The organism is Helicobacter pylori (assembly GCF_002832345.1).
Lineage (GTDB): Bacteria > Campylobacterota > Campylobacteria > Campylobacterales > Helicobacteraceae > Helicobacter > Helicobacter pylori_CP.
In genome coordinates this window covers 43,483-56,349 of sequence record NZ_PHLZ01000008.1, presented here as the reverse complement: position 1 = coordinate 56,349, position 12,867 = coordinate 43,483, and the positions used below count along the sequence as shown (strand labels likewise).

12 protein-coding genes and 2 pseudogenes are annotated in these 12,867 nt (G+C 31.6%); all 14 read right to left on the bottom strand.

Annotation, left to right across the window (positions count from 1 at the left end; all coding sequences use genetic code 11):
• Positions 1-123 precede the first annotated feature (123 nt).
• Positions 124-216: pseudogene (locus CXY28_RS09020) on the bottom strand (mobilization protein); the annotation flags it as partial.
• Positions 213-1,154 (bottom strand): CpaF/VirB11 family protein, encoded by a 942-nt coding sequence (locus CXY28_RS03715; RefSeq protein WP_100979504.1) that lies wholly within the window; start codon positions 1,152-1,154, stop codon positions 213-215. The pseudogene CXY28_RS09020 and the gene CXY28_RS03715, both read right to left, overlap by 4 nt.
• Positions 1,154-1,453 carry a hypothetical protein gene (locus CXY28_RS03710; protein ID WP_000660142.1) on the bottom strand — a complete coding sequence of 100 codons (300 nt, stop codon included), beginning with the start codon at positions 1,451-1,453 and terminating at the stop codon, positions 1,154-1,156. Before CXY28_RS03710 ends, CXY28_RS03715 begins: the two co-directional genes overlap by 1 nt.
• On the bottom strand, positions 1,450-1,713 hold the full coding sequence (locus CXY28_RS03705; protein ID WP_033756313.1) for a hypothetical protein: 264 nt from the start codon (positions 1,711-1,713) through the stop codon (positions 1,450-1,452). Before CXY28_RS03705 ends, CXY28_RS03710 begins: the two co-directional genes overlap by 4 nt.
• Positions 1,703-1,999, bottom strand: coding sequence for a hypothetical protein (locus tag CXY28_RS03700; RefSeq protein ID WP_100979503.1), 297 nt, complete (start codon positions 1,997-1,999; stop codon positions 1,703-1,705). The genes CXY28_RS03705 and CXY28_RS03700 overlap by 11 nt, the downstream gene beginning before the upstream one ends.
• A 69-nt stretch (positions 2,000-2,068) precedes the next feature.
• Positions 2,069-3,304 (bottom strand): DNA type IV secretion system protein ComB10, encoded by a 1,236-nt coding sequence (locus CXY28_RS03695; protein WP_100979502.1) that lies wholly within the window; start codon positions 3,302-3,304, stop codon positions 2,069-2,071.
• Entirely contained in the window at positions 3,301-4,842 is a 1,542-nt protein-coding gene (locus CXY28_RS03690) for a TrbG/VirB9 family P-type conjugative transfer protein (protein WP_100979501.1), read from the bottom strand. The genes CXY28_RS03695 and CXY28_RS03690 overlap by 4 nt, the downstream gene beginning before the upstream one ends.
• Positions 4,842-5,828, bottom strand: a complete 987-nt coding sequence (locus tag CXY28_RS03685; protein ID WP_100979500.1) for a VirB8 family type IV secretion system protein — start codon at positions 5,826-5,828, stop codon at positions 4,842-4,844. Before CXY28_RS03685 ends, CXY28_RS03690 begins: the two co-directional genes overlap by 1 nt.
• A 1-nt stretch (position 5,829) precedes the next feature.
• Positions 5,830-5,958, bottom strand: a complete 129-nt coding sequence (locus CXY28_RS08885) for a hypothetical protein (protein WP_001185488.1) — start codon at positions 5,956-5,958, stop codon at positions 5,830-5,832.
• Positions 5,958-7,892, bottom strand: a pseudogene (locus CXY28_RS03680) (type IA DNA topoisomerase). The gene CXY28_RS08885 and the pseudogene CXY28_RS03680 overlap by 1 nt, the downstream one beginning before the upstream one ends.
• Positions 7,885-10,383, bottom strand: coding sequence for a VirB4 family type IV secretion/conjugal transfer ATPase (locus CXY28_RS03675; protein ID WP_100979499.1), 2,499 nt, complete (start codon positions 10,381-10,383; stop codon positions 7,885-7,887). The pseudogene CXY28_RS03680 and the gene CXY28_RS03675 overlap by 8 nt, the downstream one beginning before the upstream one ends.
• A gap of 12 nt (positions 10,384-10,395) precedes the next feature.
• Positions 10,396-10,656, bottom strand: coding sequence for a virB3 type IV secretion protein (locus tag CXY28_RS03670; protein ID WP_100979498.1), 261 nt, complete (start codon positions 10,654-10,656; stop codon positions 10,396-10,398).
• Entirely contained in the window at positions 10,657-10,959 is a 303-nt protein-coding gene (locus CXY28_RS03665; protein ID WP_000649840.1) for a TrbC/VirB2 family protein, read from the bottom strand. It lies immediately after the preceding gene.
• The gene (locus CXY28_RS03660; RefSeq protein ID WP_100979497.1) at positions 10,949-12,865 is read right to left on the bottom strand and encodes a toprim domain-containing protein; all 1,917 of its coding nucleotides are present in this window, start codon (positions 12,863-12,865) and stop codon (positions 10,949-10,951) included. Before CXY28_RS03660 ends, CXY28_RS03665 begins: the two co-directional genes overlap by 11 nt.
• Between the last annotated feature and the right edge of the window lie 2 nt (positions 12,866-12,867).

The following is a 12,867-nucleotide window of genomic DNA, read 5'->3' as shown; positions in this document are numbered from 1 at the left end:
TCTCCAAAGGCGTAACTTTGCGCACTTCCTGCGCTAGATACGAATGTATGGGGATATGATACCATGAATTGGTAGCATTCATCCCAAACACTAAAGATATTTGGGATTTCTGCTTTGGGTGGTTAAAATTTGGACACATCTAACATCCAATAAAAATTCCATCCTTTTAGCGCCCCCTTTTTGTTTAGATTTTCTGTAAAGTCTTGAATTTTTCATAACATCAACTCCTTTTTAAATTCGCTTTTAACATTTAAAACATCGTCAATTATCCTATCGCTACCTTTTTTTTTGATTTGGATAACATAGTCCATACCAGTGCAAAAATAATCTAAAAGCGTTTCTTTAGGCGTAGGCTTACCGCCTTTATTCAAGTTTATATTCTGACAAATAGCTATAAAAGCATCTGCTACACTATTAGCGTGTAAGGTACTTATCATTCCGCTATGCCCAGTATTCGCTAAACGCAAAAATAATGCAGTGTTATGCGTGTCAATTTCGCCTAATAATAATCTATCAGGAGACATTCTCATGGCCGCATTTAAGCCATCTTCATAAGTAAAAAATCCGCTCCCGCTTTTATCCACTAAAATATTAACTTGGTCTTCGTTACTGATTTTTAACTTAGGACTATCTTCAATAGTAACCACCCTTTCGTTTTTGGGAATATTTTCAATCAAAGAATTAACAAAGCTAGTCTTACCACTAGCTGTGCCACCACTGATTAAAATATTTTTACCTGCACTTACTAAGTTAAGTAAAAAATCATAGGTAATGTTTTTAGCCAGACACTTCTCACTTAATTTAAAGGCGTTAATTTCAAACTTGAAATTGCTAGGCACTCTGATATTGATAGAAATATTAGAACTAGCAATAATGCTAGGGTGTAATGCGTTAATTCTAATTTGCGTGTAAGGCAAAGAAGTGTTTAACTTAGGCGTTTTTAGAGTGAATTTTTGGTTTCTAAAAATGGCTAATTGCTCACAAAAAACTAACAAATAATCATTAGTAAATTTTTCATTAAAACACCTTACTTTTTCCTTTGGGCGGTGCAAGAAATACTCTTTTTCTTTATTAAAAACCACTTCATTTAAATCAGGCTGGCTTAAAATAGGCATAAAGTCATCAAGGTAACTTTTTAAAAGATTAGAAATCATTATGGCTCTCCTTGATGGTTATCAAAATCCCTTAACATTTTTCTTTGAAGTTCAATGCGCTCTTTTTCTCTTTTATCTTCTATTCTTTTAGCTAAAGAATAGAGATGGTGGATTTTGGAAAGCCTTTTATTATTAGCTTTAATCTCCAGGTTTTTTTCACAATTTTCGTGTTTTTCTAGTAAGTATTCTTGGTAAATTTTATGGCTTGTGAGTTTTAGATTAGATAACTCTTTTTCTAAATCCAGTTTATCTAATTCATTAAGCTCTAATTTTAATAATTTGTCTAGTTTTTCTTTCATAATTGTTTCCTTAAGTTTTCTAGTTCTTTTAATAAACTATTGAGTTCTTGCTGTTTTTGTTCGCACAACCTATAAGTCTCATCAAATTTTTTTTGGATTTCAACATTTTTGCTCACATAGGAGGCATAAAAATCTAAATCCTTAATTTTAGAATTTCTAGGCTTTTTAGGTTTTTTATCTTTTTTAGGCGCTTCTAAAATGGGCCGCTCTTCATTTAAATGAGCAAGCTTTTTATCGCAATTAAAATTTTCACCAATCATTGTTATAAGTCCTTTCTATATCAAAAATAATTTCAAGCGTTTTCTCGTTTTGGATAATCTTTTTTGAAAAATGCTCTTCGGCATTTAAAATTTCTGAAACCAGCCTTTCAGTAATCCTTGCTTGCATTCTGGATCTTAATTCTTTGGTTTCATTTTCTAGGCGTTTATCCATAACTTTTCTTAATTCCATTTGCGCCTCTACTGCTTTTTTGCAAAGCTCCACATATTCTGCATCTTTGCTTTCTTCTAGAGTGTTCAATAATTCTTCTTCAGGGTTGAGTTTCATTGGTAATCCTTATGTTTAATATTGTATTTTAATTTTACACTATTTAGAATAAAATTATTATTAATAATGCTATTTTGTATCATTGTTTTGCTCCTTTTCTTCATTAAAAAATTTCGCTAAGACTTCATTGTTTTTAGGGATAGGAAACCAAATATCCGTATTAGGACTAATAAAAATATGGCTTCCTTCTCTAATAGTGATAATGGGCTTAATCCTGATTTGATCTCGCATGATTTGAGCGATAATATTATTTAGGCTGATACCCGTTTGTCTCGTCATTTGCATCATCATATAATCTCCAAAATAGTTTTGGTTAAAACCACCCCTTTTGTTTTTCATCGCTTCGGTAAGACCGCTAGTAAGACCTATGAGTAGCCCATTTGACAAGGTGCTTAAGGATAAAGGAATGCCATAGCGTTCCCAATATTTGTTATGGAGTGTGCCTATCATGCCGTTATAGCCCTTGACATCAGCTCCCTTAGCATCGCTTAGTATGATATTGACCCCTTGTGGCGTGATGATCCTGTTCCAAGCAATTTCTAAGCGGTATTCTCCTATTTTGTTATTAGAGTTGTAATAGCCTATAGCTCTACTCCCTTTAGGGATTAAAACCGCTCTACCCATCGTTGCGTATATATCGCTCTCCACTTGAGCGACTATCTTACTCCCCCCTATTTCACTGCTAATAGGAGTGATCAGAATGGCTGGGATCATCCTGTCAGCTGTAATCGTTCTTAAAAGTTTGTTTTCACTGCTCGCTATATTTTTTCTTTTAAAATTTTTAAACCCGCTAGAGCCGTATTCTTTTTCAAGTTCTCGTTTTTCTTTGGATTTTATGTGAGAAACGCTATTTTTTATAGAAATGGGAGGTTGCGTTTCTTTTTGGCTGCTAATACGAGACGCTAAAATCACCAGGCGGGTTTTTTCTTCTTCGTTAGCGGTATTGTAGTTGGAAGATGGACTTTGTGGTTTAATAAGCGTTTTATTAAAATCCTTAGGCAAATTTGGTAATTTTTGCACTAGTGCATTAAAATCATCTAAATCTTTTTGTGTTTTTTCTATATTCTCATTAACGCTTTTAGTTTCATCGTTTGGCTTCACTTCATTGATAGTATCTATTTTATTCTTAATGCCTTCGTAAGCTTGAAACAAATAAGATGAAATAGGGAATTTACCTTGAGAAACATTAACAGTTTTTTCTTTGATTTCTTGTTCGTAAAAAAGAAAAAAACCAGCTAATACAATCACAATAATTAAGCCAATTTTTATGATTTTATGCTCTAAAAGTAAAAGAAGTTTTTTCATTTCTTGTTTTCTTTAACATCTTTAATAGGGTTTGCTTGATGTTGTTTTGGGGTGTTATTCAGCCCCTTTTTATTCTTCTCTAAATTATCAGTGGTTTTTGATCTTTCTATATAGGGGATAGGCACGCAATAGTGGGTTTTGATTGTGTGTTTTTTGAGCTTGTTTTTCAAATCTTTTTGCAAAGGCTTGGGAGCTTTTATGATGTTTTTAACCTCTTCTAAAGTCTTAACTTCTTCTTCATTTAAGGCTCGGCATTCTTTACTTGGAGTTTGGTTTTTGATTTGAGCTAACAACTCCGTTACACTAATGGCATTTTTAGGTTGAGGCGTAGTGTCTTCAATCAAGTGAATGTTGTTTCGTTTGGCTTTCATGGTTTCATCTTGCTCTAAAAGCCTTTTTAAACGCATGAAGTCCTTAGATTTTTGGTATTTGTGTTTATCTCTTCTTACGCACACATATTCCTTACCGCTCCTTAAAGTCCATTTTTTAGAAACATCTTCAGCAATAATGTAATTCCCTACCACACGGCTATTGATAGGATTATCATACCCATCTACAACCTTATAGGTGTAAGGAAATTTTGAAAAGGCTTGATCTCTGTCATATCTAAAATAAGTGTATTTGCCATCATCAAAGACATCTAGTGCTTTTATATCAAGCGCATCATCACTGGGTTTTTTATAGAGCCACAAACTCCACCAGGTGCGTTTGTGTTTGGGTTTTTGCAAATAACCACGATTGATTTTAGCTTTTTCAATGAAAATGTGATTGACTTCATCTCCAATTCTTATAAACTTGCCATCATCAATTTCCTTGCTCTCATAATGGATTTTTCTGTAGTCAAGCTTTTGTTTGTCTTGTTTATTAAAGCTATTTGTATTTGTTTCTGTTTTAGCTAATTGTTCTTGCTCTCTTTTTTCTAGCTCGTTTTTAGACAAAATATTGAGCTTACCGATAGCCCTTTTATTAGAGACAAACACTGAAAAATAACTTTGAAATTTGCTAGTGTAAGTGGTGCTAAACAAGTAAAAAGTATAAATTGTTCCGCTCGCTCCGACTACGGTTAGGTTTGTATCCACCCCTATAAGCAAGGGTTTGATCACTAGCATATTGGATAAATCGTAATGATCATTAGTAGGGTAAGTGAGTTCAAAACCGCTAGGATCTCCTAAGCTCACATAGATAATAGGATCATTGTCAAAAATAAAAGTGGTAGTCATCGCATAGCGTAAGCGGATTTTGTTGGTGTTGCCTGCCACATATAAGACATTGAAATTATTGTCTTGCAATTTTCTATTTTTAGAAAAATACACGCTCTGTAAGGCTTTTAAATCCATAAGCTGTTTGGCTTTTTCTTTGTTTTCTTGTTCTTTGAAACTTTCTAAACTATCAGATTTTGCTGGGATAAGATTGTTGTTTTCTTTGCCATGTTCAAAAGAACTCGTAGGATCAGTTTCATTTGTATTGTTTCTAAAAATATCCTCTTCAGCGCTAAGTAAAGCGCAATACAAAAATAGCGATAGAGTGAATTTTTTCATTATTGTTCCTTAACATCTTTATATTGGCTCATATGAGGGTCTTTTTTCTCGGTGCGGATAATCCTAGATTTCACCCCATCATCTTTGACTTTATTTTTTTCATCCAAGTCTTTTAAAATCGCAATTTCAGTTACATCATAACCTGTAACAATAAAGCCTGTAGGATTTAAGGGAACAGATTTTGTATCAATTTCAATAGGTTCAAATTCAAAGGTCATAATTATTCTATAACGCCTTTCGCTTTCTAACTTTTCTTTATTAAAAAGTTGTGCGGATATTTCAATATTGGCTTGGGTTTTACTAATTAAAGCGATATTGATAATGCTAATTTTTCGTGTTAGATTGATATTAGTGTAAATGCTATGTTCATAAGAAACAAGTTTTTCAAAAAAATCCCATATTTCAAATGCACTTTGCAATCTAATGGTTTCGTGGGCTATTTCGTTTTGCTCTTTTATATTTGAAATATTTTCTCTATTATTGACATAAGATGCTACCAATTGTCTCACAAGCGCTTGATTGGCACGAATACTCTTGTCTGCTCTTTGGACTATGGCAAAATTTTGTGTAGCGTTTGAAAAGGTTACCAAATAAGGCACTTTTTCTTTTAAGGGCAATAAGCATATAATAATAATGGCTTCTATAAAAGCTAGAGCAAAAAAGAATACCGCACTGCTAAAAATCCAATCGCCAATTTTACGCTCTGCTTGAAAAAGTGCATCAGCTTCTTTGACTCCATCAAACAGCATAGTGCTTTGTAACATATCACGCTTTTTTAGACCAACTTTTTTTAAAAACCCACTGAGTGTTTTTTCTCTTTGTATCTTTTGTTGTTCTTTAGCTTTATCTTTGGCTTGTTCTTCAAGCTCTTCTTCGTTTATTGCTTTAGACTTAACATGTTTTTCCCAATCATCGCCATATTTTTCTTTTAACCTTTCTTCTAAAACCTTAGGCAACTCCCATGCGTTCATGCAAACTTTTTCCATTTTATGCCTTAAAGCCTTTTTGTAGATTTTCTAAGTTTGCGCAAGGGCTTTTATACATTTCATATTGTTTATTGGAGCAACCCATAAGAATAATGACTGCATAGCAAATAGATACAAGTTTTAACGCCATCACTTATCCTTTTTGGGCATTTTTTTACTATGTTCTTCTATAAACTTCATGCACGCAAACTTGTCTTTTTTTGTCATATCAGAAGCTTTTATTTGAAGAGTTTTTTCTATAGTTTCTACAAAATTAAGTTGTTTTTCAGTTGGAGGTATCATTTCTTTTTTAACAGCAGAAGCGTTGTTATTGCTATTATTTCTATATAAGTTAGAAATTTCTGTGCCTAATTTCTTTTGGATATTTTGCATTAAATCAAGATAAGCGCTTTTACCATCTTTTATAATCATATCTAACATTTCTTCTAATTTTTTTGTAAAACTATCATCCACTTTAGAAATAGCAATCCATTGTGTTTGGTTATCATTCAAGAAGAAATCAACAATGCTTTTACCAAGAGCTGTGGGCGTGATCTTCCTATTTTTGCCCTCTAATGTAATGTAATTTTTGTTTTTTAAGATCTCAAATACGCTTGTATAAGTGCTAGGTCTTCCTATGCCATAGGTTTCCATCATTGCGATAAAAGTGCTTTCAGTATAAGGGCTAGGAGCTTTAGCTTTTAGTTCTTTGATATTAAAATCTAAAATAGGCATTTGAGTTTTTAATTGCAAGCTAGAAAAATCAAGATCGCTTTCAATCTCTTCTTCATCTTTCTTTTCTTCTTCTAAGTCTTTAATCGCTTTAAAGCCTTTAGATTTGAGTTTGCTAAAACTGCATTTAAAGCTGTGCGTTTTTACTTTAAAATTTAAAGTTGTGTTTTCATAAATAGCGTTTTTACTTTGAGAACAAATGGTGTTAAAAAAGATAAGCGTATAGACTTTTAAATCATCAATATCTGTAATATTGTGTTTCTCACACACTTTTTAAGATCTTCATAGCAGTGAGGGTGTGTAATTCTTATAGCCTCATGCGCTTCAGCTTGCGAATTTTTACCAGCCCTATATTCTCTGTATTCATACACGCTAGGATAAATATTTTCAAAAAATGCTTGATGCTCTTGCAAGTATTCTTTACTTAACGCTTCGCTATCGGTGCGAATATAAGTAATCAATCCAGCTTCAAAAAGTTTTTGGGCGTGTTCTTGGATTTGCTTAACGCCCATTTCTAAAATTCTAACCCCATCTTTTAAAAGATTAGAAGTGGTGAAAGGTTTAGGTGGAGCTTTTTCTTTATCTTTTTGCTCTACTGAGTCTAAAAAAGCTAATGGGTTAAGATTATTTTTTAAGTCATTTAAAAAGTTTTGGGCTAATTCTTTGGTATCAAACACTTTCCTTATTATCCTCTTCTACTAAAGTAATAGAGATTTGAGAACCTAACACATCAATAATAGCTTCTATGCTATAACTTAATTTCTCATCAATATTCTTTTGTTCAAAGGCTTGGATTTTTCTGTCTAATTCTACCAAAATGGAAAGAGCAGTGGTTTGAACCCTACCAGCACTCACTTCAAAATTCTTAATGTTTTTGCGCAAATAAGGCGTTAAAGTAAAGCCTACAAATTGATCGCTTACAATCCTACCTAGCCAACTATAATAGAGATTGAGATTGCTTTGAGAAAATAGCACAGCATTGTTCAAGCCTTTTTCTACACCGCTTTTTGTAATTTCATGAAACTCTGTGCGATAAATTGTTTTAGCTAGATTTTTGATTTTTTCATAAAATTTATAACCTATGCCATAACCCTCTCTATCAGGGTCAGTAGCAATATAGACCACTTTATCTTTACATTGATTTATCATATGGTTGATATAAGTGGATTTATCCTTTTTCTTATCCGTGCTTTTTTTGATTTCAAAAATAGGGTTAAATTCTTGACTCACTTCAATATTGACTAGCTCAACAAAATGCCCACCAGTCGCAAAAACAAATGAACTTCCTGTTAATTCTTTGATTTTAGCGATCTTATTGGGACTTTCTATGATAAATACGCAGTTTTTATACATATTGAACATTCTCGCTTTCTTTTTTCATTTTAGTTTTTAAATACTCTTCCTTATAAGTTTCTTGGTTTGTTTTTTTAAGATCATTGAGGATTTTTCTATTACCAGCATTGCTATCAAGAATATAAAGTAGTTCTTGCAAATCTTTTTTTAGATCAATTTCAATAAAAGCTGAAGCGTTTGTAACGATATTTTTTACCAGCACTTGTCTGGCTCTCATATCCGTGTTGTGTAAGAAATTGATTTCGCTATCGCTTAATGGGACGCCGCATTCTATTAATTCATCAGTATCTTTTGTGGGGTAGATAATCACTTGAGAAAGGTTGCCTATCAAACTCTTTGCTTTATCAATACCTAATTCTTTGACTTGAGATATTTTTTGAAACGCCATGCAAAGTGTTCCGTTGATTTTTCTAGCTTGAGCGAGCGCGTTAGCGATATAGGTAAACATTATAGGATGCATAATGTAGTCTTTAGTTTCATCAATGAATAGGAAAAAAGGTTTGTTGTGTTCCTTTGCTTCAAAAAACAATTTGTGGAACAAATACATAGCAATTAGCCCCATAAGTTTTTTATCGTTAGCAAAAGCATCCATGTTGATCACGCTTAAAGGGCTTTTAGAAAAATCCAAACAATCTTGAAATTTTTTAAAATAGACTTTTTCCCCTTGTGATTTTAAAATCTCATTAAAATCTTGTTCGCTAGAGCCTAAATTTTTGGCAATTTCTAATACGTTTATTTGATTTTTTTGTTCGCCCATGTAATTATAAGTATCTCTAATAACCTTATCTATAGACTGAGAAGCCTTATTATCTTGTTGGTTATCGCTATCAATATTGAGCATAAATTTAATCCAGTTTGCTAGAAATTGCCTATTTTCTTCTGTATCTTTTAAACTGAAAGGGTTGATATAAAAACCACCATCTGTATTAGCAGTATTGTATTGACCTTCAAAAAAGTCAGTCATAATCTCTAAACCATTCATTCTATCAAGAGCTACCACGCTCATATCGTATTTAGTTAGTAAATTGGCGATTAAAAAACTAATAAAAGTGGATTTACCGCTTCCTGTGCTACCAATTATCATGGTATGACCTACAACATTGTCGTTTCTATCTCTACCTTGCTTAGCTTGAAAATTGAAAAAGTGGGCTGATCCATTTTGATTTTTAAACACGCTGATAGGACAATCCCCCCAACTATTTTCTTTAAAGCCTTCTTGATATTTTTCAAACATAATCAAACTAGCAATATTTTGGCTAGTTTGAGGTCTTAGGCGTGAATTTAAAAAGTTTCTTTCAGGAAAAAATGAAAAAAATATAGGACGCATATTGATGCTTTCTAAAACCGCTGAAAAGCCTTCTTTTTTCAAAGTGTTATATACAATAATTGATTTTTTATCTAATTCTTTTTTAGAATTAGCAAAAACCATGATTGATAAACTAACTTTTTGTATTTGTGCTCTGTCGGTAGAAACCATTTGCTCTAAATATTCTATATTTTGATAGCTAATATCTTTAGAGCGTTTTTTACGCTCTCTAATAAAAAACAAAGCTCTTTCTTTATCCATAGCTTCTATGGTAAGCAAAATGTCTAAGTTAAACTTTTCACACAAAAGATTAGATAAAGCCAAAGAAGTAATATTATCCACATCATAAGCTTTCACAGCAATAAAACGCTTAAAAGTCTCTATTCCGTTATAGTCATGTATAAAGTGGTCTTTTTTAAAATATAAATGAGATTGGATATTCCCATCACTCAATCGTCCTTGTTTGTATTTAAAATCACAATAATGACCATTACAATATTCAGCGTATAAATTCAATAGATCGTCTGAACTTAAAAATTTAGGCTCAAAGTCTGTTAGTATGGAACTCATCTTATTTAAAATCTCAGCTAAAAGAGTTGCTTTATCTTGCAATTCTTTATTTTCTAGCACATTCTTTTTTATTTTATAAGCTTCCTGTTTTTGTGTTTCTGAGTTTTTAAGATTATCTTTTAAAGGTTCCTCTTCATCATTATTTACATACTTATCAGTAGTCATTTTCGCTTTCCACTTTTCTAAAAGCCCTTTTATATTGACGTTTTTTGTTTCAATAATTAAATAGTAAGTCGTGATATAAAATTCTTTATCTTTTTCATAAGCATTAACAATTTTTTTAGCGTATTTACTCACGCCATCTTTGTTGTAAATAGTTTGAGTTTTTATATCTCTTCGTTTAGCAACAATTCTTAGCGTAACACCATCTATCAATTCATTTAAAGCTTGTGTTCTGTATAAAAATTGTGTAGCCACCTCTTCTTTATCAAAATTTGAATAAGTTATTCCACTTAAAGATATTGCTCCTACTAAGTTTCCTTTATGCGTTAACACAAACTTTTCATCAAATTTCCCATTAATATTGTTTTCTTGAACTAAAGAATATTGTCTAGGAATACAAGAACTTAAGAAATTGAAAATAAATTTTTTAAAACCCTCTAAACCAAGAAACATTTTTAAAACCCTTTAAGCATAATATTCTTTAGTGTCATTTTTTAGCGTTAGGTTTGCCAAAATAATGTTTGTAATATCTTCATCAAAAAATTCTAGTATGTAAAACATTGTTATTAATGCCACAAATAGCACCACGCCATATAATAAAGACCACACAAATAAGAAAGAAGCACTCAAAAAAGAAATGATCCAACTATTCATATTAAGCTTTAAAAACTTCTCTTTTTTAGATATTTCTCTAACATTGATGGTCTCTACATAATTTAAAATCATTCACCCAACTCCAAATAATTTATTAGCAATAGTTTGAGCGTTTGCAATGGCAATAGTGGCTAAAATTATCCCTATACATTTCCACGCAATTTCTCCTAACCTGTCTAGGTTTTTAACTACATAAATACCAACACAAATCACAATAATTGCACCTATTGCTTTCATAAAAGGACCACTAGTAAAATTGATGATTGTTTGTAATGCATTAGACTGCCACACGCCACTTCCATTTGCCAACAATAAATTGGGCATAGCCAACAGCATAAAATATAAAGCTTTTTCTTTGAAATTTTTACATTTCATAATCTACTCCTTGAATTGGTTTTTCATTTTCTTTTGTGTTGTTTTGTGAGATTGTTTGTTCTTGTGGTTTTAATAAAGCTAAGCACTCATTTTTAAGAGCTTCTAATTTTTCTTTTTTCTCACCATCAAAAAACAAAGATTGCTTCTCTATTCTTTCTAAAAAGTTTTTTATCATTTCATTATTGATATGATCATTACCGATTAAATTGGCTATCTTTAAGTCATCGTTACAATCCTTAGAATATGGGATAAAAACATTAGGCATATTTTCTGTATGCTTATAAATGATTTCTTCACTAATCTGTGTATAGATTTGTCCATTTTTATCATTGTCATAGGCTAAAACAATATTTAAAGACAAATCAGGTTTATTCACAGGCTCAGGCTCTGTGGTTTGAATTTGCGTGTTCTGTGTAAATAAATTACTCATTGCTTGTTGTTTTAAATGGGTTATATCCATAATGCGTCCTTTTAAAATAATAGGTGTTGCATCATTAGGGCTTTTATAATACGCCCTTGATTGATCCACAGAAACTTTTTTATCTATGTAGTCATAAATACCCAAAGCCTTAGCACAAAAATTGTTAAAGGCACTAAAATCATTGTTACAATTAAAATCTTGACCTATAGTTTGCTGTGTAGGGATAATGATTCTAAATCTTTCAGCAATGTGTCCGTGCTTTTCTTTATTATGGTTTCTTGATGGGATAATAAGCGTTTCTATGCCATGTTTTTTAAAGAGATTTTTAGTCTCTTCTAGGCTAATATTAGGCTTATCTTTGTCATTATCTATATCAAAAATAAGCAAGTTAGAAAAGCCTTTGGTGTTATGGGTATTTCTATAGTTATTCTTATAAATCGCGCTTGAATAATGGTAGTTTGTAATCACCTTGACTAATTCATCTAAACTTTTTACACTTTCATTAACCCAATCTTTAGCTGGCATAAAATCTGTGCTACTAGGATATTTAGCCCTTGAAAAATGGATAGTTAAATTATCTCTAGTGGTGTTTGTTTTATTTTCAATTCTTGTTTGAGTGCCTTTATACAATTCAAAGCTCTGAACCTTTTTAAGATAGTCAGCGTATTCTTTGCTTTTAGATTGCTCAATATCGCTCAATAATTTTTCTAAAAAAGCGTCTAATTTATTAGCATTAAATTGCCCATTACAGCTTAATAGAATACTTTCATAAGCATTGAGTTTTCTTAATTGCAAATAACTCATGCTATCAATAATGCTTTCACTTAAAACAATATTTTTAATCAGCTTTAAATCCTTAGGGGCAAGCATTTCTATACCTTTTTCCCCCTTATTTAAAGCATTGATAGGTCTATTTAATACTTGATTATTTAAGCTAGTCATAGGATTTTCCAAGCGTCTAGTGTAAGAAATGATCTTATTAGAATGGCTATTTTTGGAATATAAGAAGTTAGGCACACACATGTTATTATGTTTGTCTCTTTTTAAAGAGTGGTTATAGGCTAAAAAGAGATTACCATTAAGCTTTCTTTTTTCTAACATTTTGGAATTGTTTAAATCATAAAGTTCAAATTGATTGAATTTATCAATAATTTTTTGTTGCTCTTTAAATTTATCTGCTTCTTTACTAGTTAGTTTAGAGGCATTTTCTTTTATGGTATCATCGTTTATGATTAAACCTTGCGTAAAACCCATTAAATCTAAATTTCTGTTCTTACAGAAATTGATAATATTACCGCTATCAGCTTTATTATCGCAGTTGAAATAAAACCATTGAAAATTAGCATTTTGTCTTACAAGAAGCTTTTCATTGCTATTACCATAAACTTTCCAAATTTTAGTGCTTTTTTGTGCGTTCAATCTATAACCATTTCTTTCTAAAAGTCTATCTAGTGGTAAGTATATAGCGTTCTTTACATAAGCCATAA